This is a genomic window from Kribbella caucasensis, from assembly GCF_004361855.1.
GTDB classification, from domain to species: domain Bacteria; phylum Actinomycetota; class Actinomycetes; order Propionibacteriales; family Kribbellaceae; genus Kribbella; species Kribbella caucasensis.
The window spans coordinates 71887-98884 of the sequence record NZ_SNWQ01000021.1; the positions used below are offsets into that span (position 1 = coordinate 71887).

The window sequence follows — 26998 nt, forward strand, 5'->3', positions numbered from 1 at the left end:
TGTGAGTCGGACCGTTCAGCCGACAGTACTGTCCGGCCCCCAGGACGGCCAGCGACCATCTTCGCACCCCGGGTAGTTTGGCCGGCATGACCCGCGCACCGTTCGCGAAGGAAAGTTCGTCCACCGGCGAGTGGAAGCGGCAGGCCAATCGGTTCACCGGCCGGATCAGCACCGCCTCGAAGTCCGCGCCCGGCGAGGGTCCGGACGCGGACGGATTGTGGCCGGTCGAGCCGGGCCGCTACCGGCTGATCGTCAGCCTCGCCTGCCCGTGGGCACACCGGTCGGTGATCGTCCGCAAGCTGCTCGGCCTGGAGGACGCGATCAGTCTCGCGATCGTCGATCCGATCCGGGACGAGCGCGGTTGGCGGTTCACCCTCGACCCCGACGGCAAAGACCCGGTGCTCGGGATCGGGTACCTCTCCGAGGCCTACCTCGCCACCGACCCGCAGTACGACGGACGCGTGACCGTGCCGGCGATCGTCGACACCGTGACCGGGCTGGTGGTGACCAACGACTACCCGCAGATCACGCTCGACCTGTCCACCGAATGGCGGGCGTATCACCGCAACCACGCGCCTCAACTGGTCCCAGCGGACCGGACCGAGCTGGACCAGTTGATCGCGGAGATCTACGCGGACGTGAACAACGGCGTCTACCGATGTGGGTTCGCGACCAGCCAGGAGGCGTACGAGGCGGCGTACGACGCGCTGTTCGCCCGGCTCGACGAGCTCGAGATTCGGCTGATGGATCGCGAGTACCTGCTCGGGGACAGCTTGACCGAGGCGGACATCCGGTTGTTCACGACGCTGGTCCGGTTCGACGCGGTGTATCACGGGCACTTCAAGTGCAACCGGCAGAAGCTGACCGAGTTCCCCAACCTCTGGGCGTACGCGCGACGCCTCTACCGGCGGCCGGCCTTCGGCGAGACCGTCGACTTCGACCAGATCAAGCGGCACTACTACGTCACCCACGACACCATCAACCCGACCGGCATCGTCCCGAAGGGCCCGGACCCCCGCGCCTGGGAAAGCTAGGCGCGAGGGTCGAACCGGCTAGGGAACGTCCAGGTCGCGGCGCTCGAAGGTGGTCCGTCCGATCATCAGCAGCGCGGCCGCGATCGCCGCGAGCAAGATGAGCGGGAGTGCCTCGATCCGATCCAGCGGCATCACCGTGAGGTGATTGAACGGCGACAGGTCCGCAACGACGTCCGGCAGTTCGAGCAGGGCGCCGAACATGCCGAAGAAAAAGGCATAGACGATCAGCAGCCAAGCCCACACGGCCACGCCCGGGCGGAGGCCGAACAGCGCGGCGGTCAGACCGATGACGACCACCACGGGCGGCAGGTAGGCGATCGTCGCGAGCAGCACCTCGCCGATCACGCCGGCCCCGGAGCCACCACTCACCGCGCCGAGGCCGACGCCGAGCCCACTGACGAGCAGCAGGAACGCCGACGCCGCGGTGGTGAACCCGAGCCACGAGGAGATCCAGCGCCGACGGCTGACCGCGGTCGCGAGGACGGCTTCCGCGTGGCCAGTGCGCTCCTCCGACCGCAACCGCAGTACGGACGTGATGGCGAACGCCGCGATCATCAGGGCGAAGAACAAGGCCATCCGGGCGAAGAACCCGTCGGTCGGTTCCTGACCGTTGGCGGCGAAGATCTTGGTCATCTCCGGGCTCTCCGCGGCCGCCTCGGTCACCGAGCCGCTGAGCGAACCAGTGGCAACCGCGAAGATGAACAGCCCGATCGACCAACCCACCAACGCCACCCGCTGCTGCCGGAACGCCAGCGCGAACGGCGTCGACAGCGATGGCGCCGCATCGGCCCGCCCGAGCCGCGGCGGAACCAGGCCGGCCCCGACATCACGGCGCCCCGACAACGCGTACGCCCCGCCGACCGTCAGCCCGGTGACCGCGACGGACAACAACATCGGCCACCAGCGCAGCTCCACGAACGGCCGCATCTGCTGAATCCAGGCCAGCGGCGACAACCACGACACGAGGCTCCCACCCGGCTCCGCGGCATCACCGATCGCGCGCAGCAGGAACGCCCCGCCGACCACGGCCATCGCCATACTCGACGCCGCCCGGGCATGCTCGGTCAGCTGCGCCGTCACGGTCGCGACACCCGCGAACACCAGCCCGGTCAGTCCGATTCCGATGCCGACGGCAACCGAATCCGTGACGGCGAGATCGCCGCTCAGCATGGCCAGGGTGGTCAGTACGGCGATCCCGGCGTTCGCGATCAACGCGACGATCAACGCGGCCACCGGTGCGGCATGCCGGCCGACCACCGCGGACCGGATCAGCTCGGCCCGTCCCGTCTCCTCCTCGGCGCGGGTGTGCCGGACCACCAGGAAGACGCTCATCATCGCGGCCGGTACGGCGAGCCAGAGCACCATCTCGTTGGTGATCATCGCCCCCAACGTGTAGTCGTCCAGGCCGTACCCCGGCCCGGACATCATCGTCGCGGACGGCGAATCCATCAGCCGGGCCCGGACCTGGCGCTCCTCGGGCGTCTTGTAGACGGTCGGCAGCACGGACACGGCGTACAGCATCCCCAGGCCGATCGCACCCACCCAGATCGGCAGCTTCACGCGGTCGCGGCGCAGCGCGAAGCGGACCAGATCCGCTGTGGCCGTAAGGCTCTCCCTCATGCCGACACCTCTTCGGCCACCAGTTCGTCGCCGTACTGACGCAGGAACAGTTGCTCGAGCGACGGCGGCGCACTGTTGAGACTCCGTACGCCGAGCGCGCCCAAAGCCTGTACTACGGGGGCAAGCTGATCGTGGTCGACGTCGAACGTCACCACGTCGTCGGTCAGCCGCAGATCATGGACACCAGGCAGCGCGGCGAGCCGGCCCGGAGCTGCGTCGACCGTGGCGGTGATCGTGGTCCGGGTGAGGTGCCGCAGCTCGGCGAGGGTCCCGGCCTGGACAGCGCGACCGGACCGGATGATCGTCACCGTGTCGCACAGCTTCTCCACCTCGGCGAGGATGTGGCTGGACAACAGCACCGAACGGCCGGCCGCCTTCGCCTCGGCGATGCACTGCTGGAACACCGTCTCCATCAACGGGTCCAGGCCGGACGTGGGTTCGTCCAGGACGAGCAGCTCCACGTTGGCCGCGAGCGCGGCGACCAGGGCGACCTTCTGCCGGTTGCCCTTGCTGTACGTGCGGCCCTTCTTGGTCGGGTCGAGTTCGAACCGCTCGAGCAGTTCGGCCTTGCGGGCCGGGTCGGCGCCACCACGCAGCCGGCAGAGCAGATCGATCGCCTCGCCACCGGTCAGGTTCGGCCAGAGGTTCACGTCACCGGGGACGTAGGCCAGCCGGCGGTGCAACTCGACCGCGTCGTCCCACGGGTGCAGACCGAGCACCTCGACGTACCCCGAGTCGGCGCGAAGCAGGCCGAGCAGGACGCGAATAGTGGTGGACTTGCCGGCGCCGTTGGGGCCGAGGAAGCCGGCCACCTGACCGGGGCGGACCACTAGGTCGAGGCCGTCGAGCGCCTTCACCTGGCCGAAGGATTTTTGCAGTTGGTTGATTTCCAGGGCAGCGGTCATCGCTGTTCCTTTTCTGGGTGTACCCGGGATCGTCCCGGTGTGATGTCGTCTGACTCGGTACGCCGTCGAAGGCGTGTCTCCGCTACGGTCGGGCGTCGCCGTGGCTGGGCGGATCGGTGACATACATCAGGTACTGGTCCAGCATCGAGCGGTCGGTGAACAATCCGTCGGTGAACAACTCGAGCGCCGGGAGGGTGGTCTCGTTCGAAATCTGCCGCAGCTCCTTGCGGAAGTCGTCGATCTCCCGGAAGCCCGGATGCAGCGAGATCCACAGCATCAGCGAACCCATGCCCTGGAAGACCAGGTACCGCGCCCGGGCCGCCGGGTCGCGGCTCGGCTTGACCTTGCCGCTCTCGACGGCGGCCGCCAGGTAGTCCTCCGCGTCCCGGACCATTTGCTCCATGAACGCGGTCGCGAGCTCACCGCCGGCCTGCATGCTGCGCAGCGAGTAGAGGGCGATGGGTGCGTACTCCTCCACCGCGGCCAGCTGAGCGATCATCCCAGCCGCACTGCCGGTGACAGCCTTCAGTTTCTCCGACCGGATCAGGTCGAGCACATACGTGTCACAGGCCTGGCGCAGCCCGTCCTTGGAGCCGAAGTGGTGCACCACCAGCCCCGCGGTGACACCCGCGTCGGCCGCCACCGCGCGCAGCCCGGCCGAGAACCCGTCCCGGCCGAACCGGAGGATCGCGGCATCCCGGATCCGGTCCGGTGTCGACTGCCCGGCCGATCCCGCGGAGGCCTCCATTGAACGCACGTTCAATGCTAAACACGTGTTCAACGCGTTGGCAAGCGGTTAGCTGAGGACGAAGTAGCGGAGCCAGAGGTAGGGGACGGCGACCACGATGGTGATCGCGGTTATCACGATGCCCTTGCGGGTGAAGGCCCAGAAGCTGATCGGCGTACCGGCGCGCAGGGCCAGGCCGATCACGACCACGTTGGCGCTCGCTCCGACCGCGGTCGCGTTCCCGCCGAAGTCCGCGCCGATCGCCAGCGCCCACCACAACGCGTCGGCCTGGCCGGGATCCGGGATGCTCCTGCTGAGTTCGAGCACCACCGGGCTCATCGTGGCGACGTACGGGATGTTGTCGACGATGCCGGACAGGACGGCCGAGACGAACAGGACGAGCATCACCGCGGCCAGCGCATGCCCTTCGGTGACGTCCGCGACCTTGTCCGCGAGATCCCCGATCACGCCGGTCTTCACCAGTGCGCCGACCATCACGAACAGACCGGCGAAGAACAGCAACGTCTGCCACTCGACGCTGGTCATGTAGTTCTTGGTCGGCATCCCCGAGATCAGCACCAGCAGACCGGCGCCGAGCAGCGCGACGATCGACGGCTCGATGTGCAGGGCGGCGTGACCGACGAACCCGACGAAGACGGCGGCCAGGACCACCCCGCACTTGATCAGCAGCGACCTGTCCTCGATCGCCTCGCGCTCGTTCAGCCGAAGGACGTCCTCGACCCGGGCCGGATCGACGGCGAAGGAACCCTTGAACAGCCGTGGCAGCACCAGGCAGAAGACGATCAGCTCGATCACGACGAGCGGCGCCATGTGCAGCAGGAAGTCGTTGAAGGTGAGCCCGGACCGGCTGGCGATGATGATGTTCGGCGGATCACCGATCAGCGTCGCCGCGCCGCCGATGTTGGACGCCATCACCTCGGCGATCAGGAACGGCACCGGGTCGACGCCGAGCCGGTCGCAGACCAGCAGCGTGACCGGCGCGATCAGCAGCACCGTGGTCACGTTGTCCAGGAAGGCCGAGGCGATCGCGGTGATCAGGGTGAGCAGGATCATCACCCGCAGCGGCGACCCCTTGGCCCGTTTCGCCGCCCAGATCGCGATGAACTCGAACACCCCGGTACGGCGCAGTACGCCGACGATCACCATCATCCCGAACAACAGGAAGATGACGTCCCAGTCGATCCCGGTGTCGGGCGAGTAGAAGGCATGCTCGGAATCGGTCACGCCGAGCGCCAGCAGGACCGCGGCGCCGCCGAGTGCGGCCAGCAGTTTGTGGACCCGCTCGGTCGCGATCAGGACGTAGGCGATGACGAAGACGGCGACGGCCACGACCGTCATACCGCGGACCCCGTCTGGATCAGCGCGGGGCGACTGCCAGCTCGAGCAACCGGGACGCGGTGATCGCGCCGAGGATCTGGGAGCCCTTGGTCACCACAACCAGCGGACAGCGCAGCCGGGCCATGATCGCGGCGATCTCCAGGATGGTGTCGTCGTGATTGACCACCGGCAGCTCCGGCAGCTCGGCGGGCAGCATCTTGCGCACTGTGGCACCCGACAACTTGTCCGCGACCCGGTCGGCCAGCGACTCGTCGATCACCCGGGCCAGCGACGGGTCGTCCTGGACGTAACTCGGCACCAGGAAGCGAACCACCTGCGACGCCGGCAGAACGGCGTACGGCCGGCCTCGCTGGTCGGCGACGATCAGGCCGGGCAGATGTCCGGCGGCCAGCAACTTGACCGCCTCGAGGGCGTTCGAGTCGATGCCGACCACTGGGAATTCCTCGGCCATCTGCTGTCCGTGCACACTCGCAGGGTACGCCGCACGCACCGGTCCGACGGGAGTTTCTGACGGGACTCTGACGCGTCGACATCCGGACTCCTTCGGGCACGCTCGACCGACCCACCCCGACCCGGGTGAGCGATGCCGACCAGACTTCCCGGCGCTCCGTACGAAGCGTCTCCCATCGAATCGTCAAGAGCAAACGGGGCGCGCAGACGATAGAATCCCGTTTGAGCCTCGGCTCGGTGTGCCGGGAAGTCTGGTCGGCGATGTATCCGACGACCCCGACCGAAGGGCCCCGCATGAGCCCCGTGAACCGCCTGCTGCAGAAGCGCCGCGCCTTTCCCCGGATCCTCGGTAGCGAGCGCGCCTTCCTGGCCGACACCCTGCGTGCCGAGACGACCGGCGGTCTGCTGCTGCTCGCCGCCGCGACGATCGCCCTGATCTGGGCGAACTCGCCATGGCAGGACGCGTATCACCACCTGCGGGACCTCGAACTGGGCCCGTTGACCGCGGAGGGCTGGGCCTCGGACGGCGCGCTGACGTTGTTCTTCTACCTGGCCGGCCTGGAGCTGAAGCGTGAGCTGATGGTCGGCACGCTGGCCCGGTTCAGTGAGGCCGTCGTTCCGGTGGCAGCGGCCATCGCGGGCATGGTGCTGCCGGCCCTGATCTACCTGGTGATCAACGTCACTGTTGCCGACGGCAAGCCTCACGGCTGGGCGGTGCCGACGGCAACCGATATCGCGTTCGCGTTGGCCGTGCTGGCCATCGTGGGCTCGTCGCTGCCGAGTGCGCTGCGGGCGTTCCTGCTGACGCTGGCGGTGGTGGACGACTTCGGCGCGATCCTGGTCATCGCCGTGTTCTTCTCGCACGGCCTGCACCTGATCGAACTCGTCATCTCGCTCGCCCTGATCGCCGTCTTCTACGTGCTGCAGCGCCGGCGCGTCCGGTCGCCGATCCTCTACGTGCCACTGGCGATCGGGGCCTGGTGGTTCATGCACGAGTCCGGCATCCACGCGACCATCGCCGGGGTCGCTCTCGGCCTGGTCACCCGGGTGCTCCCGGACCCGACCGAGACCAAATCCCCGGCAGAGCATCTAGAGCACGTACTCCGTCCGTGGTCGGCCGCCGTCGCCGTACCGGTGTTCTCGTTGTTCGCGGCCGGAGTGACGTTGAGCGGTGACACGATGCGGGAGATGGTGACCGACCCGGTGGCGATCGGGGTGGTGGCCGGGCTGATGCTGGGCAAGTTCGCCGGGGTGTTCGGCGGGTCCTGGCTGACCGCGCGGTTCACCCGGGCCGAGCTGAACTCCGACCTGGCCTGGCGGGATGTCGGCGCGGTCGCGGTGCTGGCCGGGATCGGCTTCACCGTGGCCCTGCTGATCGCGCAACTGGCGTTCGCCGGTGACACCGCCCAGGTCGAACGGGCGAAGGCGGCCGTCTTGGTGGCGTCGTTGCTCGCCGCCCTGATCGCGGCCGTCCTGCTGTTCCGCCGTAACCGTGCCTACAGCTAGTAGGGTCGGATCCACGGACGGAAGGAGCGCCATGTCGATGGGGCAGAACCAGGACGAGCCCACGGTCGGGCAACTGGTCGCCAACGCCAGCCGGGACCTGTCCACCCTGGTCCGCAGTGAGATCGAGCTGGCCAAGACCGAGCTGAAGAAGACCGCGGCGGCAGCGGGTATCGGAGCGGGCCTGTTTGGCGCCGCCGCGTTCCTCGCTCTGCTGGCGATCATCCTGCTCTCCATCGCCGCGGCGTACGGCGTGAGCGCGATCGGCCTGCATCCGGGCTGGGCGTTCCTGATCGTGGCCGGCTTCTACCTGCTGATCGCCCTGGTGATGGCGCTGATCGGCAAAGCCCAGCTCGGCAAGGCGAAGGGCCCGCAGCGCGCGATCGAGACCTCGAAGGAATCGGTCGAGGCGCTCAAGGCGATCGGCAAGGGCGACTGAGTCCCGCCGGCGTCTCCGACCTGCTCGTCGACGGTCCCTGGTCGCACTCGTTGGTCGCGGCCAACGGAGCCCGGTTCCACGTCGCCGATTGCGGGTCGGCCGACGATCCCCTGGTCCTGTTCCTGCACGGCTTCCCCGAGTTCTGGTGGGCCTGGCGGCATCAGCTGCCGGCGGTCGCCGAGGCGGGGTACAGGGCCGTCGCCATGGATCTCCGCGGCTACGGTGCCAGTGACAAGACACCCCGTGGGTACGACCCGTTTACGGTCTCCGCGGACGTCTCCGGGGTGATCAGGTCGCTCGGAGCCACGGATGCTGTCGTGGTTGGTCACGGCTGGGGCGGATTCGTCGCCTGGTCGGCCGCCGTACTCGCGCCTCGGCAGGTGCGGGCTCTGGCGGCTGTGTCGGCACCGCATCCATTGCAGCTGATGCGGTCTGGACAGTTGAGCTCGGCCTTGCAAGTGGGTTGGTACCAGCTGCCGATCTTCCCGGAACGCCATCTGCTGGCGCAGGACGGTATCCACATCGAGCGGTTGCTGCGGGCCTGGTCCGCCCCGGGCGGGACGTTCCCGGACGCCGAGGCCTCGCGGCGGTACCGGGCTGCGCTCCAGGTCTGGCCCGCTCCGCATTGCGCGCTGGAGTACCACCGGTGGTTCGTCCGGTCCCGGCTGCGCACCGACGGACGCCGGTACTCCGCCCGCATGCGGACGCCGGTCGCAGTACCGGTCTTGCAGGTGCAAGGGGCCCTCGACGGGGCGTTGGCGCCGACCATCACGACACCGCCCGACCTGGTCAGCGCCCCGCTACGGCATGAGCTACTGACGACGGTCGGGCACTTCCCCCACGAGGAAGCGCCCGACCAGTTCACCGCTCTGCTACTCGACTGGCTCAGCGCCCTAGGAGATCGCCTCGGGACCCGTCGTTCCGGTGACCTTCCAGGTTGATCCCTGCTGGGCGAGGGTGAAGGTGACCCAGCGGGCGTTGAGGCAGTCGCGCCAGATGTTCACGCCGACCTCGACATGACCGGCCCGCTGCTCGATCGGGCCAACCATGATGAACGGACCGCGCGGATTCGCCGGGCAGTCACCCGAACCGTCATCGCGTTGGCGGACCCACTCGATCGGGGCGACACCGGTGAGCGCGTTCTCGATCCCGATCCGCTCCGCCTCGGTGAAGGGGACCCCTCGGGTTTGCTTGGTCGTATCCCCCGCGTTCTCGTACGGAGCGTTCAGTACATAGAGAACGGGATCCTTCGTCGGGTTCTGCTCGCGGTCCAGGATGCCCTTGATCGTGGCGGCCCAGATCAGCGACTCGTTCGGGATCACCTGGGTCGTCTGGTTGGTCTGGGTGCCCGACCCGGTCGCACCCGCCGGTCCCGGTTCGGACCCGCCGCGCGGATTCGCGGCGTACAGGACGCCGGCCAGGATCACCAGGACAGCGGCCGCGGCGAGCAGGATCGGCGCCCGTCGCGGCCTGGTTGCCACCGGCAACTGATCGGCCGTCTCGGCGCGCGCGAACTGGCTGTCGAGGACCAGATTCTCCTTGTCGGCAAAGGTTTCCTTGAGCAGCCGGCCCAGTTCGTCATCGGTTCGGTTCGTCATCCCACAGCTCCTCGTCTCGGGCCGCCAGGTTCGCCCGCAGGCCGGCCAGGCCCCGCGCGGCGTTGGATCGGACGGTGCTCGCCGAACACCCGAGGATGCTGGCGATCTCGTCGTCCGGAAGGTCTTCGTAGTACCTCAGCACCAGTACGGCGCGCTGCCGCCGCGGCAGCTCGGCCAGCAGCCGCCAAGTGGCGTCCCGCTCGGCCTGACGGCTGCTGAAGTCGTCAGTGGCGACCGTCTCGTCGAACTCCGCGATCGGCAGCTCGCGGTTCTTCAGCCGGCGCCGCCAGCTGAGGAACTCGTTCACCACCATCGTCCGCAGGTACGCCTCGGGATGGTCGAGCGAGCCGATCCGGCCCCACTGCCAATAGGCCCGGGCGAGCACGGTCTGCACCAGGTCCTCGGCGCTGTGCACTCCACCGGACAGCATCAGCGCCACCCGCAACAGCCGCCGCTCGCTCGACTCGACCACCTCGTCGAACGTCAGCCTGTTCACCTCGCCCGTCACCGTCACACTCTCCCAACGCCGCGGGCCGCCCGTTCTGCTGCATCGCCGGGCGGATCAGGTCAGGTGCAGGTTCGGGTGGAGACCTCTTGGGTGGTACGGGTGCCGGCTGTCGCGTCGTCAGCTACCTGGGCGGCGGTGAGGACGTAGCCGGTGCGGCTGTCTTCGACGGAGGCGGCGAAGACGACTCCATAGACGTTGCCCTGCGGCGAGATCAGCGGCCCGCCGGAGTTGCCGGGGCGGACCGAGGCCCAGATCGAGAAGGCTCGCCGGGTGACCGTGCGGTCGCCGTAGATGTCGGGACCGCGGAGGCGTTCCTCGGAGCGGATCCGGGCCGGCTCGGAGTCGAACGGGCCGTTCTCCGGGTAGCCGAGGACGACCGCGGTGGCGTCGGCCTTGCCGGTCAGGTCGAACTTGAGCGGCTGGATGTTCAGGCCCGGTACGTACAGCACGGCGACGTCCACCTCGGGGTCGAACAGAACCACGGTCGCGTCGTACTGGCGGCGGTTGACCTCGACCTTGGGATCGCTCACCCCGGCGACGACGTGCGCGTTCGTCATCACGCGCTCCGGGGCGTAGACGAAGCCGGAGCCCTCGAGACCGCGGGAGCAGTTCGCGACGCCGGTGATCTTGGCGATGCGGGAGTAGGCATCCTTCACCGCCTGTGTCTTGGCGATGCCCGCGTCCGGCGGCTGCGTGTCGCGGATCCGCTCGGGGACGAACGGATCGAGGAAGCGCGGGAAGAGGTCGGTGTTGACGACGTCGTTGAACGCCTGCAACGCCCGGTCGGCCTCACCCGGCAGCACCTCGTCGACCTTGGCCAGCACCTGCGAACCACGCACGGCCGACGTGACACTCGGGATCCGCGCGCCACTGACCGCGACCCCGAGCACCCAGGAGACGATCAGCACCGACACGGCCGCCAACGCCGCTCCACCGAGCGCGTCGACGGCCCTCACCGGTCGCCAGGAGATCTGTCGTCTCAGCTTCGAACCGAGCAACGCCCCGATCGTTCGCCCGATCGAGGCCAGCAGCACCACCAGGACCAGAGCCGCGAACGAGACCTGGACGCTGGGCGAGAAGTTGTCCAGCACCCGCGGTACGCCGTACACGCCGATCGCCGCACCGGCCAGCAGCCCGATCGTGGCACACGCGCCCAGGACGAATCCCTCGACGTATCCGGAGATCGCCACCAGCCCAGTCACCACGAGTAGCGCGATATCGAGACCGCTCACTCCACACCCTCCGGACGCCCCAGGTCGTGCTCGATGGCCGTCAGCCGTCGCGCCTCCTGCGACCGCTGCCCCTCACTCCGCCAGGCCGCTTCGACCAGCCGGTCGGGCAACGGTACGACGTTCGCCGGGTCCCAGTCGCGCGCCCAGCCGCCGAGAACGAGCATTTTGTCGAGCAGACCGGCGGTGAACCCCCAGATGAAGAGGTCGTCGATCAGAAACGCCGGACCGGTGAACCCCGACGGGTGCAGACAGCTGACCCGGTTCGCCGGATCGGCCAGCGCGCTGATCGCGACCCGGTGCACGGACGCCACCTCGGCCGGGTCGACCACCGCGACCGGCGACGGCTCCCGCCACCACGCCACCACCGGGGACACACCGAAGTTGCTGACCGGGACCCAGAGCGCCGGCCAGACCGCGAACACCTCGACGCCGGCCGGATCCAGCCCGGTCTCCTCCTCGGCCTCGCGCAGCGCCGTCCGGACCACTCCCTCGACGCCGGTGCCGTCCTCCTCGTCCAGCCGGCCGCCGGGGAACGCCATCTGGCCCGCATGCGACCGCAGCGTCCAGGCCCGCTCGGTCAGCAACACATCGGGGCCGTCGGCATCGTTGCCATCAGCAAGCAGGATCAGTACGGCGGACGGCCGCACCGACGGATCGTCCGGTGGGACGAAGCGGGAGAGTTCCAACGGATCGACCGTCTTCGACGCGGCGGCCAGGGTCTGCAGCCAGCCGGGCAGTTCCGTGTCGAAGCTGACACTGGTCCTCACCATGTCACTCCCAGTTTGTCCTTCACCAGCTCGTCGAGCTGATCCTGCGAAGTGAAGACGCCACGGTGGACGTGGACGACGGCGCCGGACTTGTCGACGAAGGCGGTCAGCGGCGGTCCACCGATCTTCAACGCCTGCTGGGTCACCTTGTCCGAGTCGACCAGATGCGGGTAGGCCAACTGGTGCTCGGTCGCGAACTTCACCGCGAGCTCGGGGCGGGGGTCGGCGTAGTCGATGCCGAGGAGCTGGACCTTGCCACTTGCCTTCTTCGCCAGCTCGGCCAGGAACGGGGCTTCCTCACGGCAGGGGCCACACCACTGAGCCCACACGTTGATCACCAGCGGGCCGCGGAGATCGGCGAGCCGGATGTCCGGGCCGTCGCCCAGACACGGCAGGCTGACATCGGGCAGGCCGTTGGTCACCGGCGGTCTGGACGGCGTAGCTGGACACGGCTTCAGCTGACCGGCACCCTCGACACTGCTGCTCGTCGGACCGGCCTGCTGGTCTGTCCCGTTCCCCGCCTGCTCAGGCCCACAGGCAACCAACAGCCCCAACACCACCACCAGCCCGCACCCGGCCCAACCGCCCCGCCGCCGGATCCCCCCGAATTTCAACAGCGCTACGCGCGCGCGGCGGAGCGGCGTACGGGGGTGGGGCGAGTGGTTCACGCGGGGACCTTCACCAGCTTCGCGGCCAGGTCGGGGTCGGTCGGGCCGAGACCGAACGACGGGCACCACTGGGCGATCGGGCAGGCGCCGCAGGCCGGCTTCTTGGCATGGCAGCGGCGGCGGCCGTGGAAGATCAGCCGGTGCGACAACATGGTCCAGTCCTTCTTCGGGAACAGCGCGCCGATCAGGTGCTCGACCTTGACCGGATCCTCCTCCTCGGTCCAGCCGAACCGGCGGACCAGCCGGCCGAAGTGGGTGTCGACCGTGATCCCCGGGACGCCGAACGCGTTGCCGAGCACCACGTTCGCCGTCTTCCGGCCGGTGCCGGGGAGCTTGACCAACTCCGCCAGCTTGCCGGGCACGACGCCGTCGTAGTCGTCGACCAGGGCCTGGCCGAGCTTGATCACGCTGTTCGTCTTGGCCCGGAAGAAGCCGGTCGGCTTGAGGATCGCCTCCATGTCGTCCCGGTCGGCCTCGGCGTACGACTGCGCGGTCGGGTACTTCGCGAACAGTGTCGGGGTCACCTTGTTGACCGTGACATCGGTGGTCTGTGCGGACAGGATCGTTGCCACCAGCAGCTCGAGCGGCGTACTGAAGTCGAGCTCGCAGTGAGCATCCGGATACGTCTCGGTCAGCACCTTGTGCATCTTCCGGGCGCGGCGGACGAGCTGGGTCGGCGTCTCGCCGGCGACCACCGGGGCCTTGCGGGGCAGCTTCACGGGCGGGTTCAGAACCGGCGCCGGGACCGGGTGCGGGTTCGGGTCCGCGACACGCTGGATGGACATGGATGCCAGCCTACGTGGCGGTGCCGACACCGGAGGGGCTACGGTTTTGGGGCGACCGGGTGTGATTGACCCGGTGCCGGGCCGGTCCAAGACACCATGGGGGCCGCCCGAATCTGTGTGGTCGAGGTCCGAGGAGGCCCAACGTGGACGCCGCAGTGCTCCGACAGGCACCGCTGTTCAGTCAGCTCGACGACGAGGCGGCCGACGCGCTGGCCGCGTCGATGACCGAGAACCGGCTGCGCCGCGGCCAGGTGCTGTTCCACGAGGGCGACTCCGGGGACCGGCTGTTCGTCGTGGTCGAGGGCAAGGTCAAGCTCGGCCGCACCTCCGCCGACGGCCGGGAGAACCTGATCGCCGTCCTCGGCCCGGGCCAGATGTTCGGTGAACTGTCCCTGTTCGACCCGGGGCCGCGCTCGGCCACCGTCACCGCCGTCACCGACGCGTCGCTGATGTCGCTGACCCACGACGAACTGCTCCGCTGGCTGGCCGGCCGGCCGGAAGTTGCCCGCGGCCTCCTCCTGCAGCTCGCGTCCCGGCTCCGCAAGGTCTCCGACGTCGTGGCCGACCTGGTGTTCTCCGACGTCCCCGGCCGGGTCGCCAAGGCCCTGCTGGACCTGGCCAGCCGCTTCGGCCGAACCGCCGACGACGGCGTCCACGTCCACCACGACCTGACCCAGGAGGAGCTGGCCCAACTGGTCGGCGCCTCCCGCGAAACCGTCAACAAGGCCCTGGCCGACTTCGCCTCCCGAGGCTGGGTCCGCCTGGAACCCCGCTCGGTCGTCCTCCTAGACGTAGACCGCCTCCAACGCCGAGCCCGCTAACCCCCGGCCCGACCAAATCTGTCGCGGTCAGCCCGCTCACCTCGGTCAGATCGGCCGGCGCGAGGAGACCGTGATGATGCCGCACACCCGCGATCGGTCCACCCCGATGGTCGTCCAGGCGGGTGAGGTGTGCCTCGGCCAGGTCCAGTCCCCACACCGGCGATCCGTGCAGCACCAGAGCCGATTGGTGGCTAACGGCAACGCTGCCGGCCTTCATGGAGTTCATCGCCGCGTGGACGAGTTGCGTATGTCGGATCTGTCGCTGCTCCCAGGTCGGCCGACTCCCGAGGTCCAGCGCCACGGCGTACTGGCCATAGCGGATCCGCTCCCAGCGGCCGTCGCCGAGCCTGCGCTGGATCTGTTGAGTCGTGTAGCCGCAGGACAGAGCCTGACCGCGGCTGAACACACCACCTTGTGCACTCGCCAGCATGCTCAGTTTCGGATTCACCGCACCAGGATTGCCGAAGTCGGTCGGCCTCACGCGTCACCAGCCGCCGCCTGTGGATAACTCACCTCTCGACATCTCGGAGGCTAGCCTTCGAGATAGTCGAGTTGGGCGCGGACTGAGCGGGTGGCGGCGGGCCAGAGGGATGGGTCTACGTCGGCGTAGACGTGTTCGACGATGGATTCTGGGGTGGTGTGGCCGGCGGACAGGGCGGCCCGGATCTGGTCGAGGCGTTCTCGGCGGTGGGTGAGGTAGTACGTGAGGACGGCGGTGGGGTCGTCGATGACGGGGCCGTGGCCGGGGAGCAGGCGGTCTACGCCGGCGGGTGAGTTGGCGAAGGCGCGTAGGCGGTCGAGGGACTCGAGATAGGGGCCCAGGGCACCGTCGGGGTGGGCTACGACCGAGGTGCCGCGGCCGAGGACGGTGTCGCCGGTCAGGAGTGAGCCGTCCTGGGGAAGCCAGAAGCAGACCGAGTCGAGGGTGTGGCCTGGGGTCGGCAGTACTTCGACGCGTAGGTCGCCCGCCGCGATCACGTCGCCCTCGGCGAGCCCGTGTGCGTGGTCGGTCGGGATGCGGAATGCGGGGTCGACCGAGCGGACGACACAGTTCGCCTGGTTCGCGAACCAGGCGGCGCCCTCCGAGTGGTCCGGGTGCTTGTGCGTCAGCAGTACGACGTCCACCGTGCACCCGTACGACGCGACTGCGTCGAGCACGGCCTGCAAGTGGTCGGTCAGGAGCGGACCCGGGTCGACGACGACAGCCCGATCGGACGAGGGGGCGCGGAGGATCCACGTGTTGGTGCCGTCCAAGGTCATCGGACCGGGGTTCGCGGCCAGCACCCGAGCGGCGTACGGGGTCACCTGGTCGGCGGTCATGGGGTCTCCAGAAAAATCCGGTCGTCCACAACCCGGACGGTGGGCAGGACGGGGCGGATTTCGCGGGTGGCGGCTGCGGTGAGGATGTCGGGGACGGTGGCGTAGGGGATGAGGTCCCGGCAGCACAGGTAGGTCGGCGGGAGCATCAACAGGTCGCCGTTGTCCACAGCGGAGACGGCGTTGGCGGGGGGCATCCAGGCGACCTGGTCGGATTCGGTGGTGACGTCGCGGGTCACCTGGCCGGCAGGGAGGGCGGCGACGAAGAAGCGGGTGTCGTAGCGGCGGGGTTCGAACTCGGGGGTGATCCAGTGCGCCCAGACGCCGAGCAGGTCCGCGCGGAGTACGAGTCCGCGCCGGTGCAGGAATTCGGCAAAACCGAGCTCCCGGGCTTCCAGCGCGACCCGGTCCGCCTCCCAGTCGGGGCCGGTCGTGTCGTCCACGACCGATGAGGTCGACGGGCCGGCCAGGAGTACGCCGGACTCCTCGAAGGTCTCCCGGACCGCGGCCGCGACGTACGCCGCTGCGGTCTCCTCCGAGCATCCCATCCGGGAAGCGAACCAGGACGGTGGCGGACCCGCCCAGGAGTCCGCGATGGTCGAGTCGGTGGGATCGACGCGGCCGCCGGGGAACACCGTCATCCCGGCGGCGAACGCCATCGACCGCTGCCGGCGCAACAGGTAGACCTCAGGCCCCCGGGCGGTCGAGTCCCCGGCGGCCCGGAAGTTCGGGTCGGGGTCGCGGAGCAGGATCACCGTCGAGGCGGGCCGCGGTTCGGCGGCGGGACGGCCGTCCCGGACGAAGGACAGCGCGGCGTCCGCCATCGGCCCGGTCAGCGCCCGCGATTCCACCGTCAGGCGACCTCGACGATCAGCTCGACCTCGACCGGCGCGTCCAGCGGCAGCACCGGTACGCCGACCGCGCTGCGGGCGTGCTGACCGATCTCGCCGAAGACCTGGCCGAACAGCTCGGACGCGCCGTTCGCGACCTGCGGCTGACCGGTGAAGTCGGTGCTGGAGGCGATGAACGCGACGGCCTTGACCACGCGGGTCACGTTCGCCAGGTCACCGATCTCGGCCTTGACCGCGGCCAGGGCGTTCAGCGCGCATTGCTGGGCGCACTCGCTCGCCACCTCGGCGGTGACGTCGGCGCCGACCTTGCCGGTGGCGATCAGGGTGCCATCGCGCAGCGGCAGCTGGCCGGACGTGTAGACGAGGTTGCCGGTGCGGATCGCGGGGACGTACGCGGCGACCGGTTTGGCCACGTCGGGCAGCTTCAGCCCGAGCTCGGCCAGCTTCTCCTCCGGGTGGCTCATTTGTCCTCGATCTCCCGCTTCAGGTACGCGACCAGGGTCTCCGGGTTCGGGCCCTGGATCACCTGGACCAGCTCCCAGCCGTCCTGGCCGAAGTTGTCGAGGATCTCCTTGGTCGAGTGGACCAGCAGCGGCGCGGTGAAGTACTCGAACTTCTTCATGGGGTGGACTCTACTGATACTTTCCCCGCCCCACCGCCCCGGTCAGGAACGGTGTGCTCTGCGCCACGCCCTACCCTGGGGAGCATGGCGAGGCTGCACGTGGTCACCGGCAAGGGCGGTACCGGGAAGACGACCGTTGCGGCCGCTATGGCGCTCTCGCTGGCTGAAGCGGGTAAGCGGGTGCTGCTGTGTGAGGTGGAGGGGCGGCAGGGGCTGGCCCAGCTCTTCGACGTTCCGCCGCTGCCGTACGTCGAACGGCGGATCGCGGTCGGCCCGGCCGGTGGTGAGGTGTTCGGCCTCGCGGTCGACGCGGAGGCCGCGCTGCTCGAGTACCTCGACATGTACTACCACCTCGGCCGCGCCGGGAAAGCGCTCGACAAGGTCGGCGCGGTCGACTTCGTCACCACCATCGCCCCCGGGCTGCGCGACGTCCTGCTCACCGGCAAGGTGTACGAGGCCACCCGGCGCAAGTCGCACGGCCGGCTCGCGTACGACGCGGTCGTGCTGGACGCGCCTCCGACCGGACGGGTCGGCCGGTTCCTCAACGTGAACCACGAGGTGGCCGGGCTGGCCAAGGTCGGCCCGATCCGGAACCAGGCCGACGCGATCATGGGCATGCTCCGCTCCGACGTGACCAGGATCCACCTGGTCACGCTGCTGGAGGAGATGCCGGTGCAGGAGACCCTGGACGCGGCCGAGCAACTGGAGGCCCTCGACCTGCGGGTCGGCTCGGTGGTGGTGAACATGGTCCGGCACAGCCCGCTCGACGATGACGCGCTCGCCCTTGCGGTGAAGGAGAAACTACCCGTCGCCGAACTGACCCGAGGGCTGAAGGCGGCCGGGATCACGGCGAGCAAGGAGATGGTGGGGACGTTGGTCAAGGAGGCCCGCGACCACGCCGTACGGGTCGGGCTGGAACGGGAGAACCGGGACCGGATCGATGCCCTGGGCAAGAAAGTGACGGAGCTGGCGCTGGTACCGGACGGGATCGACACGGGCGCGTTGTTCGACCTGGCCGAGGAGCTGCGGTCGTGACCCGGCTGGACCTGGACGCGCTGATCGACGACCCGGCGACACGCATCGTGGTGACCTGTGGCGCGGGTGGCGTGGGCAAGACGACGACTGCTGCGGCGCTCGGGTTGCGGGCCGCCGAGCGGGGGCGGAAGGTCGTGGTGCTGACGATCGATCCGGCCCGGCGGCTGGCGCAGGCGCTCGGGCTGACCGAGCTGGACAACACCCCGCGGGCTGTCGCCGAGGTGGACGGCTCGAACGGCGGCCGGCTGGACGCGATGATGCTGGACATGAAGCGCACCTTCGACGAGGTGGTGCTCGCGCACGCCACGCCGGAGAAGGCCGAGCAGATCCTGGCGAACCCCTTCTACGTGGCGCTCTCGTCGTCGTTCGCGGGGACGCAGGAGTACATGGCGATGGAGAAGCTCGGGCAGTTGCACAAGCAGGCCGAGCGATCCGGCGACTGGGATCTGATCGTGGTGGACACCCCGCCGTCGCGATCCGCGCTGGACTTCCTGGACGCACCCGAGCGGCTGGCGTCGTTGCTGGAGGGGCGGTTCCTTCGGTTGCTGCTGGCTCCGGCCCGCGGACCGCTGCGGCTGATGTCGGCCGGGGTGAACCTGGCGATGTCGGTGATGAACAAGGTGCTCGGCGCTCAGGTGCTGACGGATGTGCAGACGTTCGCCGCGGCCTTCGACACACTCTTCGGCGGATTCCGGGAGCGGGCCGAGCAGACGGTGGCGTTGCTGCGGGAGCCGCACACGGTGTTCCTCGTCGTGGCCGCGCCGCAGAACGACGCGCTGCGGGAGGCGTCGTACTTCGCGGAGCGGCTGCGGGAGGAACACATGCCGCTCGCCGGCGTCGTACTGAACCGGGTGACGACGACACACGCACCCGAACTGTCGGCCGAACGGTCCCTCGCGGCGGCCGAGAAGCTCGAGGAGGGGGAGACCTCGGACCTGACCGCCGCCGTACTGCGGTTGCACGCCGACCGGATGCAGCAGGTGGTCGGCGACAACAAACGCGCCGACCGGTTCCGCCGCGGCCACCGCGCGATCGCCACGGTCGACGTGCCGGCCCTCCCCGACGACGTCCACGACCTCACCGGCCTGCGCACGATCGGAAAGCTGCTCGTTTCACCCTGAGCGAACGTCCGCCGGTCCGGGGAATGAAGCGGAGGCTCCCTTCGGTTGAGCCTGTCAGACTCAATCTTCGGACAGAGGGTGTGACAGCGTGACTGAGACGTTGAATCTTCCTGTACTGCCGCTCGACGACGTCGTGGTCCTGCCTGGAATGGTCGTGCCCGTGCGGCTGGCCGACACCGAGGCGCGCGCGGCGATCGACGCGGCGCAGGCCTCCGGCCAGGACCAGGTGTTGCTGGTACCGCGGCTGGACGGGAAATATGCGAAGGCCGGGACGCTCGGTGAGATCGAGCAGATCGGCCGGCTGCCGGGCGGTGCCCAGGCGGCCGTGATCCGGGGTACCGCCCGGGTCCTGATCGGGGCCGGCACGACCGGTCCGGGGGCCGCGCTCTGGGTGGGCGCGACCGTTCTCGACGAGATCACCGACGCCCGGTCGGCGGAGCTCGCCCGGGAGTACAAGTCGCTGGTGACTTCGGTGCTGGAGCGCCGTGGCGCCTATCAGGTGATCGATTCGGTGCGGCAGGTGAACGCCCCCGCCGAGCTGTCCGACCTGGCCGGCTACGCGTCGTACCTGAGCAACGAGCAGAAGTCCTGGCTGCTGGAGAACGCGGACGTCTCCGAGCGGCTGACCAAGCTGATCGGCTGGGTGAAGGACCACCTGGCCGAGCTCGAGGTCTCCGAGACGATCCAGAAGGACGTCCAGGAAGGCATGGAGAAGCAGCAGCGGGAGTTCCTGCTGCGCCAGCAGATGGCCGCGATCCGCAAGGAACTGGCCGAGCTGGACGGCAAGGCCGAGTCCGAGGAAGAGGATTACCGGGCCCGCGTCGAGGCCGCCGACCTGCCGGAGCACGTCAAGAAGGCCGCGCTCGCCGAGGTCGACAAGCTCGAGCGGACCGCTGAGCAGTCCCCCGAGGTCGGCTGGATCCGGACCTGGCTGGACACCGTCCTTGAGTTGCCGTGGACCGAGCGGACCGAGGACAACTACGACATCCGCGAGGCCCGGTCCGTACTGGACGCGGACCACGCCGGCCTGGACGACGTGAAGGAACGCATCACCGAGTACCTGGCCGTACGCCGCCGTCGGGCGGACCGTGGTCTGGGCGTGGTCGGTGGACGCCGAAGTGGCGCAGTACTGGCGCTTGTGGGTCCTCCCGGTGTGGGTAAGACCTCGCTGGGTGAGTCCGTGGCTCGTGCGATGGGTCGGAAGTTCGTCCGGGTCGCGCTGGGCGGTGTGCGGGACGAGGCCGAGATCCGCGGTCACCGGCGGACGTACGTCGGGGCGCTGCCCGGGCGGATCGTTCGGGCGATCACGGAAGCGGGTTCGATGAACCCCGTCGTACTGCTGGACGAGATCGACAAGGTGGGCGCGGACTACCGGGGCGACCCGACCGCGGCGCTGCTGGAGGTCCTCGACCCGGCCCAGAACCACACCTTCCGGGACCACTACCTGGAGGTCGAGCTGGACCTGTCCGACGTGGTGTTCCTGGCGACGGCGAACGTGCTCGACTCGATCCCGGCTCCGCTGCTCGACCGGATGGAACTGGTTCAGCTGGACGGATACACCGAGGACGAGAAGGTCACCATCGCTCGCGACCACCTGCTCCCCCGGCAACTGGAACGCGCCGGGCTGACCACCGACGAGGTGGCGATCGACGACTCGGCACTGCGGTTGCTGGCCGGCGAGTACACCCGTGAGGCCGGCGTACGGCAGCTGGAGCGGTCGATCGCTCGCGTACTGCGGAAGGTCACCGCGCGGCTCGCGTTGGGCGAAGACGTCGGCAACCTGGCGATCGGTGCTGGCGAGTTGAAGAGCTACCTGGGTTCACCGAAGTTCACGCCGGAGTCGGCGGAGCGTACTGCGCTGCCGGGTGTGGCGACTGGTCTCGCGGTGACGGGCGCCGGTGGTGATGTGCTCTTCGTCGAGGCGTCGCTGGCGGACAAGGAGACGGGCCCGACCGGAGTCACGTTGACGGGACAGCTCGGCGACGTGATGAAGGAGTCGGCGCAGATCGCCCTGTCGTACCTGCGCTCGCACGGTGCGGAGCTGGGTCTGCCGGTCGGCGACCTGGCCGAGCGGAACGCACACATCCACGTGCCGGCCGGTGCTGTCCCGAAGGACGGGCCGTCGGCGGGTGTGACGATGACGACCGCGCTGGCGTCGCTGCTATCCGGACGGCCGGTCCGTTCGGAGGTCGCGATGACCGGTGAGGTGTCGCTGACCGGGCGGGTGCTCCCGATCGGTGGGGTGAAGCAGAAACTGCTCGCCGCGCACCGGGCCGGGCTGACCACGATCCTGATCCCGAAGCGGAACGAGCCGGATCTGGAGGACGTGCCGGAGTCGGTGCTGGCCGAGCTGACTGTCCACCCGGTGAGCGACGTCCGGCAGGTGCTCGACCTGGCGCTGGAACCAGCTCAGGTCGACGCCAGGCAGTTCGCCGCCTGACCTCGTCCACGGCCGGCGGATCCCCTGTCTCAAAAGGGGTCCGCCGGCCGTCCTACTTTTGGATGAAATCTGCCGGCCGCAGCCCGCCACAGACCCGCAGTACAGGCCTCCCTGACGCCTGAAACGACGCTCAGGTTGACGTGAGGTAGATCACATCTGTGACCGCGGCGTGGCTCTGCGATCACGTAGGCTCTCCCCCATGCGCGTGAGGGAGAGGGACGATCGGGGCGTCGTCCAGTCGGTGGTTCTGTTCTTGGGAGTGAGCGTGCTGTCCGGCGCGCTGGCGGCCGGTCTGGCGATCCCGTTCGCGGGACTGGCCGGCTACGGCACCGAGAAGACTTCGGAGACCCTGCAGGATCTGCCGCAGGAGCTGAAGACCGAGCCGCTGGCGGTGAAGAGCCGCATCCTGGCCGCCGACGGCTCGCTGGTCGCCAACCTGTACGAGCAGAACCGCGTCCCGGTGAAGCTGGATCAGATCAACCCGATCATGCGCAAGGCGATCGTCGCGATCGAGGACGACCGGTACTACGAGCACGGCGCCCTGGACGCGAAGGGCACCCTGCGCGCCCTGATCCGCAACCAGAGCCAGGGCGACGTGCAGCAGGGTGGATCGAGCATCACCCAGCAGTACGTGAAGATGAGCCTGATCGAGAAGGCGCGCACCGAGGAGGAGGTCAAGGCGGCCACCGCCGAGACCTACGAGCGCAAGATCGCCGAACTCCGCTACGCCGTGGCGGTGGAGAAGGAGTTCTCCAAGGACGAGATCCTGGAGAAGTACCTGAACCTGGCCAACTTCGGCGACGGCGCGTACGGCGTCGAGGCCGCGGCCCGGCACTACTTCTCGACCACTGCCGCGAAGCTGAATCTGGCGCAGGCCGCGACCCTGGCCGGCCTGGTGAAGAACCCGACCGGGTACGACCCGACCAACAACATGAAGCGGGCCAAGGACCGCCGCGACGTGGTGCTCCGCCGGATGCAGGAGCTGAACGTGATCACGGCCAAGCAGGCCACGGACGCGATCAAGACTCCGGTGATCGACCCGAAGAAGGTCAACAAGGTCCCGAACGGCTGCGCCAACTCCCGCTACCCGTTCTACTGCGAGTACGTCGTCTCCCAGCTGCTCAAGAACAGCGCGTTCGGCCGGGACGCGAAGAGCCGCGAGCACTACATCAAGACCGCCGGCATCACCGTGAAGACATCCCTCGACCCGAAGATCCAGGCGGCCGCGCAGGCGTCGATCAACGAGCACTCCCGCGCGAACGACCAGGCGATCGCGGCCATCACGATCGTCGAGCCGGGAACCGGGCTGGTGAAGGCGATGGTGCAGAGCCGGCCGTACGGCAGCGGCAGGTTCCAGACCGCCTACAACTACAACGTCGAGAAGTCGTACGCCGGTGGGTACGGCGGCTTCCAGAACGGTTCGACGATGAAGGCCTTCACGATCGCCGCCGCGATCCAGAAGGGCTTCCCGCTGAACCACCGGATCATGTCGCCGCGCACGATCGACCTGACCCGGAAGAAGTTCAGCACCTGTTCCGGCACGACGCAGTCCTTCGACACCTACCGGCCGAGCAACTCGACCGCGGCGCAGGGCGATCTGACCATGATCGACGCCGCCCGCGCCTCGACGAACACCTACTTCCTGCAGCTTTCGCAGCAGACCGGACTGTGCTCGATCGCGACGATCGCGGCCGGCCTGGGGATGTACGACGCCCAGCAGGAGAAGCCGCTCGAGCAGGTCGTCTCGATGACCCTGGGCGTCGGCTACGTGACGCCGCTGATGATGGCGAACGCGTACGCCACCTTCGCCGCCCGCGGCAAGTACTGCACGCCGCTGGTGGTGACCGCGGTGAACGGCGCGGCCGGCAAGCCGATCGCGACTCCCGGGATCAGCTGCAAGCAGGCGCTCAGCCCGCCGGTCGCCGACGGTGTGAACCGGGTCCTGCACGAGGTGATGGAGCCGGGCGGTACCGGTGCCCGGTTGAAGTTCGGCCCGAGCGACCTGGCCGGCAAGACCGGAACGATCAACGCCAACAAGGCCGTGTGGTTCGTCGGCTACTCGAACCGGCTCGCCGCCGCCTCGGTGGTCGCCGACGCCACTCTGCCGTACACGAACCTGATCAACCAGACGCTCGACGGCAAGAAGATGAACGACGCGTCCGGTTCGGGCACCGCCGGTCCGCTCTGGGAGACCGCGATGCGGAACGCGCTGAAGGGCATGCCGGAGACCCACTTCGTTGCCCCCAGCGACAAGACCATCCGCGGTGACGTCAAGGACATCCCGTTCGTCACCGGCATGAGCCCGCAGGACGCCATCAACCGGATCCAGCAGGCCGGCTTCACCGCCCAGGTCGCGCCGGGCATGGTCGATTCAGAGGAAGCCGCCGGCACCGTCGCCTACACCAGTCCGCGACGCCGCGACGGCGCTCCCGAGGGCTCGATGATCACCATCTACATCTCCAACGGCTCCAAGGGTCAGCCCCAGATCCCGAAGCCGCCGACCCCCGGCAAACCCACGATCACCATCCCGACGACCAACCCGGCCTGCCCGCCCTGGCACCCGAAGTACCCCAACTGCAACCGCCGCTAGGCGCCTAGTTGGCGCTTGACTTCAGCGGAGACGGCGCCGCCGTCGGCTTTGCCTTTGACCTTGGGCTGGAGGGCGCCCATCACCTTGCCGATGCCGCGCGGGCCCAGTTCGGCAGCGCCGGTGGCGGCGATGGTCTCGGTGACCAGGGCGGCGATCTCCTCGGCGGTGAGCTGCTCGGGGAGGTACTCGGCCAGGATGTCCGCCTCGGCCTGCTCCTTGTCGGCCAGTTCCTCCCGGCCGGCCTCGCGGTAGGCGGTAACGGACTCGCGCCGCTTCTTCGCCTCGGAGGTGAGCACGTCGAGCACCTCGGCGTCGGACAGCTCCCGGGCCTCCTTACCGGCCACTTCCGCTTTGGTGACGGCGGTGAGCGCCATCCGCAGGGTCGACTTGCGGATGTCGTCACGGGCCTTGAGGGCGGCGGTCATGTCGTCGTGCAGGCGCTGCTTCAGCTCGGAGTTGGACATGCCCACGATTGTGGCAGGCTGGTGAAATGAGTTTCTCCGGGCTTGCCCATACGGGTCTTAGGACCGCTGCCGTCGTCGGTGCGGTTGGTGCTGCCTGCGTTGGGTACGCGGCGGCGATCGAGGTGCGGTGGTTCACGTTGCGCCGGTTCACCGTGCCGGTGCTGCCGCCGGGCGCGGAGCCGGTGAAGGTGCTGCACGTGTCCGACCTGCACCTGATGCCCAAGCAGGAGAAGAAGATCCGCTGGGTGAGCGATCTGGCTGCGCTCGAGCCCGACCTGGTGGTGAACACCGGCGACAACCTCGCCCACCCGGATTCGGTGCTCCCCCTGCTCCGCGCGCACGGCCCGCTGCTCGACCTGCCCGGCGTCTTCGTCTTCGGCTCGAACGACTACTGGAAGCCGCACTTCAAGAACCCGGCGAACTACCTGCTCCCACCCCAGAAGCAGCGGCACAAACCCCACGGCCCGGATCTCCCGTACGAGGAACTGCGCCGCGCCTTCACCGATGCCGGCTGGGCCGACCTGAACAACGCGAAGACCACCCTCAAGGTCAACGGTCTGCGGCTGGACTTCACCGGCACCGACGACCCACACATCAGACGCGACCGGTACGACGAGGTCGCGGGCGAGGTGGATCCCGCCGCCGACCTGTCGATCGGGGTCACCCATGCGCCGTACCAGCGGGTGCTGAACGCGTTCGTCGGCGACGGGTATCCGTTGGTGCTGGCCGGGCACACCCATGGCGGGCAGCTCGCAGTTCCTGTGTACGGCGCACTGGTGACGAACTGCGATCTGGACACGTCCCGGGTGAAGGGCCTGAGCACCTGGGGCTACGAGGGCCGTCAGGCGACCATGCACGTGTCGGCCGGGCTCGGCACCTCGCCGTATGCGCCGGTCCGGTTCGCCTGCCGGCCGGAGGCGACATTGCTCACGTTGGTTCCGCGGATTAACCCGATTTCGTCCGAGCCAAGGGCACATGTAAGCTAACTCCGGCTTCGGGCTGTGGCGCAGTTTGGTAGCGCGCGTCGTTCGGGACGACGAGGTCGCAGGTTCAAATCCTGTCAGCCCGACAGATTGTGATGTCTCAGGACATCGCGGACGGCCGAACCCAATAGATGTGGGTTCGGCCGTCCTTGGTTTTTAGCGGGTGGGGCCTGGTGGTCTGCCGGTGCCTTGGTAGCGGTGGGTTGTGTCGAGGACCAGTTCGCGGAGGAGTTCTCCGGTGGCGGCGTCGATGATGCGGATGTCGAGGTCTTGGACGAGGACGATGACGCGGGTTCGGGCGTGGGTTCGGCCGATGCCGATGGAGTAGAGCGTCCCGCCGTGGCGCAGGGTGATCTTGCCGGACTTGTCGATGCGGTCGTGCCGGATCCGGTCGTGGGTGTCGTCGGTGCGGTCGCCGGGGGTGGCCTTGGGTCGGCTGGTGTAGATCGTGGCCGGGGTGGCCCGGTGGGGCAGGGACCGGTGTGGCCGTCGCTGGTTGTACTCCTCGGTGAAGCGGTCGAGCAGGGCCTGGAGGTCGGCGATGGTCGCGGGCTGGTCGGGTTGGGCGCGGAGCCACTTCTTCATGGTCTGCTGGAAGCGTTCGACCTTGCCCTGGGTCTGGGGGTGCCAGGGGCGGCCGTTCTTCTGGTCCACGCCCAGTCGGCGGAGCTCGGTCTCGAGCTGGTTGCGGCCTCCTTTGCCGCCGGCCAGACGGGTGGTGAACACCATCCCGTTGTCGGTGAGGGTGGAGGCCGGGATGCCGTGGGTGGCAACGGTTCTGCGGAACTCGGTGAGCACGATCGAGCTGGTGACTCGGTGGTGGGCGGTGATGCGTAGTGCGTAGCGGGTGCAGTCGTCGAGCCAGGTCAGGATCTCGGTGTCGGCGCCGGGTCGGCCGTCGGGTCGGGTGAGCCGGTAGTGGGTGAAGTCGGACTGCCAGCACTCGTTGGGCATCGAGGCTTCGAAGCGGATGTAGGACGACTTCGGCCGCTTCTTCGGTTCTGGAGTGACCATGCCGCGGGCGGTGAGATGTCGGGCCACGGTGGCCCGCGACACGGTGATGTCGTGGTGGTGGGCCAGGTGCCAGGTGATCGTCTCCGGGCCGGCGTCCAGGCCCTGGTCGGCCAGTTCCTTGCGGAGCCGCACGATAAGGTCCACG

Annotated in this window: 28 protein-coding genes and 1 tRNA gene; 11 read left to right on the forward strand and 18 right to left on the reverse strand. The window is 68.8% G+C overall.

Annotated features, from left to right (window positions below; all coding sequences use genetic code 11):
* The first annotated feature begins 86 nt into the window (after window positions 1-86).
* Window positions 87-1034: a glutathione S-transferase family protein gene (locus EV643_RS33795; RefSeq protein ID WP_133804260.1), complete on the forward strand. Its 948-nt coding sequence runs from the start codon at window positions 87-89 to the stop codon at window positions 1032-1034.
* An 18-nt stretch (window positions 1035-1052) separates the two neighbouring features.
* Here EV643_RS33795 and EV643_RS33800 read toward each other — a convergent pair whose 3' ends face one another.
* The 5 genes from EV643_RS33800 to EV643_RS33820 form a co-directional block, all read right to left on the reverse strand.
* Window positions 1053-2654: an ABC transporter permease gene (locus EV643_RS33800; protein ID WP_133804261.1), complete on the reverse strand. Its 1602-nt coding sequence runs from the start codon at window positions 2652-2654 to the stop codon at window positions 1053-1055.
* On the reverse strand, window positions 2651-3559 hold the full coding sequence (locus EV643_RS33805) for an ABC transporter ATP-binding protein (protein ID WP_133804262.1): 909 nt from the start codon (window positions 3557-3559) through the stop codon (window positions 2651-2653). The genes EV643_RS33800 and EV643_RS33805 overlap by 4 nt, the downstream gene beginning before the upstream one ends.
* Before the next feature lie 82 nt (window positions 3560-3641).
* Window positions 3642-4307 (reverse strand): TetR/AcrR family transcriptional regulator, encoded by a 666-nt coding sequence (locus EV643_RS33810; RefSeq protein WP_133804263.1) that lies wholly within the window; start codon window positions 4305-4307, stop codon window positions 3642-3644.
* 48 nt (window positions 4308-4355) lie between these two features.
* On the reverse strand, window positions 4356-5645 hold the full coding sequence (locus EV643_RS33815; RefSeq protein WP_133804264.1) for an ArsB/NhaD family transporter: 1290 nt from the start codon (window positions 5643-5645) through the stop codon (window positions 4356-4358).
* Between the two features lie 19 nt (window positions 5646-5664).
* Complete coding sequence (locus tag EV643_RS33820; RefSeq protein WP_133804265.1) at window positions 5665-6111, reverse strand: CBS domain-containing protein; 447 nt, start codon at window positions 6109-6111, stop codon at window positions 5665-5667.
* A gap of 278 nt (window positions 6112-6389) precedes the next feature.
* On the opposite strand from EV643_RS33820, the gene nhaA reads away from it, so the two are divergent.
* The 3 genes from nhaA to EV643_RS33835 are packed head-to-tail and all read left to right on the forward strand — an operon-like array spanning window position 6390 to window position 8978.
* A complete protein-coding gene (nhaA, locus tag EV643_RS33825; protein WP_133804266.1) occupies window positions 6390-7601 on the forward strand; it encodes a Na+/H+ antiporter NhaA in 1212 nt (403 codons plus the stop codon).
* Between the two features lie 37 nt (window positions 7602-7638).
* Window positions 7639-8037 (forward strand): phage holin family protein, encoded by a 399-nt coding sequence (locus EV643_RS33830; RefSeq protein WP_370452414.1) that lies wholly within the window; start codon window positions 7639-7641, stop codon window positions 8035-8037.
* A 50-nt stretch (window positions 8038-8087) separates the two neighbouring features.
* Window positions 8088-8978 carry an alpha/beta fold hydrolase gene (locus tag EV643_RS33835; protein ID WP_238165982.1) on the forward strand — a complete coding sequence of 297 codons (891 nt, stop codon included), beginning with the start codon at window positions 8088-8090 and terminating at the stop codon, window positions 8976-8978.
* Here EV643_RS33835 and EV643_RS33840 read toward each other — a convergent pair.
* The 6 genes from EV643_RS33840 to nth all read right to left on the reverse strand — a co-directional run bounded on the left by EV643_RS33840 (window position 8931) and on the right by nth (window position 13595).
* Window positions 8931-9635 carry a hypothetical protein gene (locus EV643_RS33840; protein ID WP_133804269.1) on the reverse strand — a complete coding sequence of 235 codons (705 nt, stop codon included), beginning with the start codon at window positions 9633-9635 and terminating at the stop codon, window positions 8931-8933. The genes EV643_RS33835 and EV643_RS33840 overlap by 48 nt on opposite strands.
* Window positions 9616-10143: a SigE family RNA polymerase sigma factor gene (locus EV643_RS33845; protein WP_202869879.1), complete on the reverse strand. Its 528-nt coding sequence runs from the start codon at window positions 10141-10143 to the stop codon at window positions 9616-9618. Before EV643_RS33845 ends, EV643_RS33840 begins: the two co-directional genes overlap by 20 nt.
* 59 nt (window positions 10144-10202) lie before the next feature.
* Complete coding sequence (locus tag EV643_RS33850) at window positions 10203-11375, reverse strand: MarP family serine protease (RefSeq protein ID WP_133804270.1); 1173 nt, start codon at window positions 11373-11375, stop codon at window positions 10203-10205.
* The gene (locus tag EV643_RS33855; protein WP_238165983.1) at window positions 11372-12145 is read right to left on the reverse strand and encodes an NUDIX hydrolase; all 774 of its coding nucleotides are present in this window, start codon (window positions 12143-12145) and stop codon (window positions 11372-11374) included. The genes EV643_RS33850 and EV643_RS33855 overlap by 4 nt, the downstream gene beginning before the upstream one ends.
* Entirely contained in the window at window positions 12139-12705 is a 567-nt protein-coding gene (locus tag EV643_RS33860; RefSeq protein ID WP_238165984.1) for a TlpA family protein disulfide reductase, read from the reverse strand. Before EV643_RS33860 ends, EV643_RS33855 begins: the two co-directional genes overlap by 7 nt.
* A gap of 101 nt (window positions 12706-12806) precedes the next feature.
* On the reverse strand, window positions 12807-13595 hold the full coding sequence (gene nth / locus EV643_RS33865; RefSeq protein ID WP_133804271.1) for an endonuclease III: 789 nt from the start codon (window positions 13593-13595) through the stop codon (window positions 12807-12809).
* A 143-nt stretch (window positions 13596-13738) separates the two neighbouring features.
* On the opposite strand from nth, the gene EV643_RS33870 reads away from it, so the two are divergent.
* Window positions 13739-14416 carry a Crp/Fnr family transcriptional regulator gene (locus tag EV643_RS33870; RefSeq protein ID WP_131361434.1) on the forward strand — a complete coding sequence of 226 codons (678 nt, stop codon included), beginning with the start codon at window positions 13739-13741 and terminating at the stop codon, window positions 14414-14416.
* On the opposite strand, the gene EV643_RS47045 is transcribed toward EV643_RS33870, so the two are convergent.
* The 5 genes from EV643_RS47045 to sp36 all read right to left on the reverse strand — a co-directional run bounded on the left by EV643_RS47045 (window position 14313) and on the right by sp36 (window position 17206).
* On the reverse strand, window positions 14313-14846 hold the full coding sequence (locus EV643_RS47045) for a type IV toxin-antitoxin system AbiEi family antitoxin domain-containing protein (RefSeq protein WP_370452417.1): 534 nt from the start codon (window positions 14844-14846) through the stop codon (window positions 14313-14315). The genes EV643_RS33870 and EV643_RS47045 overlap by 104 nt on opposite strands.
* A gap of 101 nt (window positions 14847-14947) precedes the next feature.
* Complete coding sequence (locus tag EV643_RS33880; protein ID WP_133804273.1) at window positions 14948-15736, reverse strand: MBL fold metallo-hydrolase; 789 nt, start codon at window positions 15734-15736, stop codon at window positions 14948-14950.
* Window positions 15733-16584 (reverse strand): NUDIX hydrolase, encoded by an 852-nt coding sequence (locus EV643_RS33885; protein WP_238165985.1) that lies wholly within the window; start codon window positions 16582-16584, stop codon window positions 15733-15735. Before EV643_RS33885 ends, EV643_RS33880 begins: the two co-directional genes overlap by 4 nt.
* A gap of 2 nt (window positions 16585-16586) precedes the next feature.
* Window positions 16587-17048, reverse strand: coding sequence for a RidA family protein (locus EV643_RS33890; RefSeq protein WP_133804274.1), 462 nt, complete (start codon window positions 17046-17048; stop codon window positions 16587-16589).
* Window positions 17045-17206, reverse strand: a complete 162-nt coding sequence (gene sp36 / locus EV643_RS44395; protein ID WP_166665676.1) for a Sp36 family protein — start codon at window positions 17204-17206, stop codon at window positions 17045-17047. The genes EV643_RS33890 and sp36 overlap by 4 nt, the downstream gene beginning before the upstream one ends.
* Before the next feature lie 84 nt (window positions 17207-17290).
* On the opposite strand from sp36, the gene bagA reads away from it, so the two are divergent.
* The 4 genes from bagA to EV643_RS33910 all read left to right on the forward strand — a co-directional run bounded on the left by bagA (window position 17291) and on the right by EV643_RS33910 (window position 24392).
* Window positions 17291-18241 carry an ATPase BagA gene (gene bagA / locus EV643_RS33895; RefSeq protein WP_133804275.1) on the forward strand — a complete coding sequence of 317 codons (951 nt, stop codon included), beginning with the start codon at window positions 17291-17293 and terminating at the stop codon, window positions 18239-18241.
* The gene (gene bagB / locus EV643_RS33900) at window positions 18238-19362 is read left to right on the forward strand and encodes an ArsA family ATPase (protein WP_133804276.1); all 1125 of its coding nucleotides are present in this window, start codon (window positions 18238-18240) and stop codon (window positions 19360-19362) included. Before bagA ends, bagB begins: the two co-directional genes overlap by 4 nt.
* Window positions 19363-19450: 88 nt before the next feature.
* Entirely contained in the window at window positions 19451-21802 is a 2352-nt protein-coding gene (gene lon, locus EV643_RS33905) for an endopeptidase La (RefSeq protein ID WP_133804277.1), read from the forward strand.
* A 199-nt stretch (window positions 21803-22001) separates the two neighbouring features.
* Window positions 22002-24392 carry a penicillin-binding protein gene (locus EV643_RS33910; RefSeq protein ID WP_133804278.1) on the forward strand — a complete coding sequence of 797 codons (2391 nt, stop codon included), beginning with the start codon at window positions 22002-22004 and terminating at the stop codon, window positions 24390-24392.
* Here EV643_RS33910 and EV643_RS33915 read toward each other — a convergent pair.
* On the reverse strand, window positions 24389-24856 hold the full coding sequence (locus EV643_RS33915; RefSeq protein ID WP_133804279.1) for a GatB/YqeY domain-containing protein: 468 nt from the start codon (window positions 24854-24856) through the stop codon (window positions 24389-24391). The genes EV643_RS33910 and EV643_RS33915 overlap by 4 nt on opposite strands.
* A 26-nt stretch (window positions 24857-24882) precedes the next feature.
* On the opposite strand from EV643_RS33915, the gene EV643_RS33920 reads away from it, so the two are divergent.
* Complete coding sequence (locus EV643_RS33920) at window positions 24883-25842, forward strand: metallophosphoesterase (RefSeq protein WP_133804280.1); 960 nt, start codon at window positions 24883-24885, stop codon at window positions 25840-25842.
* Window positions 25843-25851: 9 nt separating this feature from the next.
* Window positions 25852-25925, forward strand: a tRNA-Pro gene (locus tag EV643_RS33925).
* 70 nt (window positions 25926-25995) lie between these two features.
* Here EV643_RS33925 and EV643_RS33930 read toward each other — a convergent pair.
* Window positions 25996-26997 carry an integrase core domain-containing protein gene (locus EV643_RS33930; protein WP_202869880.1) on the reverse strand — a complete coding sequence of 334 codons (1002 nt, stop codon included), beginning with the start codon at window positions 26995-26997 and terminating at the stop codon, window positions 25996-25998.
* Window position 26998 lies beyond the last annotated feature (1 nt).